The organism is Mycoplasmopsis agassizii, from assembly GCF_002272945.1.
GTDB classification, from domain to species: Bacteria; Bacillota_I; Bacilli_A; order Mycoplasmatales; family Metamycoplasmataceae; genus Mycoplasmopsis_B; species Mycoplasmopsis_B agassizii.
Genome location: NZ_NQMN01000005.1, coordinates 1 through 1546, shown reverse-complemented (window position 1 = coordinate 1546; position 1546 = coordinate 1). Strand labels below are relative to the sequence as shown.

The window sequence follows — 1546 nt, the reverse complement described above, 5'->3', positions numbered from 1 at the left end:
GGGTGACTTCAACACTTGAGTTAGGGATGGTTCCTGGTTTAGCAAATAAAGCCTCTAGAGCCACTTTATCATCTGTAGCTGATACTTGAAGGTAACTTAGTTTTTAAAGCGTCTGAAGCCGTTGTAGCCTTCACTGTGGCTGTATATCATTCTGCTGCTAATTCTTTTGTAGTCTTAGTTACTGTTGTAGTAGCAGTAAATTTAACTTTTAAATCAACTGTACCTTTAACTTGGTTATCACCATCACCATATGTTAGATCTAAAGTAACAACAGCTGTATCTGCTGCTGATGTTGCATTAGCAGTTGCAACTTTAACATCTGCTAATTTTGCTTCACCTCAAGGTACTGTTGTCGATAATAAAGCTGAGAATTTAGTTTTATCATTTTTAACTGTTGATGCAGTTAATGCTTCAGTTAATTTTGTTTTATTTTCATAATTAGATTTAGCAGTTGCAGTAACTTTTTGAATTGCATCAACTATTTTAGTTAAAGCTGTTTGGTTACCCTTTTTAGGATCTGGTTGTTCACCTGAACATGCAATCGCTGTTGTTACGGCAGCAATTGATGCAAGCCCTAAACCTAGAAATAGTAATGATTTTTTACTTATTTTTTTCATTCAATTTTCCTTTTTCTTAATAAAATTTTTTCTAAAACTATAGTTAGTAGCAGTTAATTAATTTAAAAAACAATGCTACGTTAACTATTAATTTTCATTATAAGTTTTAGATTAAAATAACAAAACAGCAAGTATTAATATTTCTTATTTATTAGATAAGTAATCTTATCTAATCAGGTAGATAACTAATAAGTTATCTATTATTAAGTTATTTAATAAGTTAATCCTATTAATAAGAGTATTGATATTAATACTTATATATATTCATATATATAAGTTATAATTATAACTAATTGATATAATTAATAAGTTATAATTAACTAATAATTAATCATAGTTAGCAATAACTATTTGCTTGTAAGAATATATATTTATCAAATATGATAATCATGTCTTGTTGATTAAGATAATACTAATTTTGTTTATTTTAATCTGTTATTATATTAACATAATTAAGCCCAGATTTTTTTGCTCGCAAAAATATTTTTATTTTTTTCATAAAACAAATATTTTTTGCTAATAGTTGTTTAATAAGTTAATAAAAAGCCAAAAAGTTCTAAAAATAAGCCTAAAAGGTGCCTTAAACTATGATTTTTTGCTAAAAAAGACCTTTTAGCAACTCACCAAATTTATAATTATTTTAATTTATTTTGAAAAATTTCAAAAATTTTGTAAATAAATTTCCAAAAAGGTGACATCGAGAAATTAAAAACCATAAATTTTATTTACTAACCTAGCTTCCTAACTAGCTAAAGCAAAACCTATTAAAAAGGCGCCCTTAACTAACTAAAATTGGCAATTTTTTTACCACTTTCTAAATTATCTAAAAAATACGCAAGTCTGTTTTTTTAACAAACTAAAACATTAGTAAAAAACATGCCTTAATCAGTTATATTAAACCATCCCTTCTTCAGCAGTTGAAGTCACAT

General features: G+C 26.2%; 1 protein-coding gene. It reads right to left on the bottom strand.

All coding sequences use genetic code 4. The features are described 5' to 3' along the window. Positions 1-65: 65 nt before the first annotated feature. Positions 66-617 (bottom strand): hypothetical protein, encoded by a 552-nt coding sequence (locus CJF60_RS05125; RefSeq protein WP_084232863.1) that lies wholly within the window; start codon positions 615-617, stop codon positions 66-68. Positions 618-1546 lie beyond the last annotated feature (929 nt).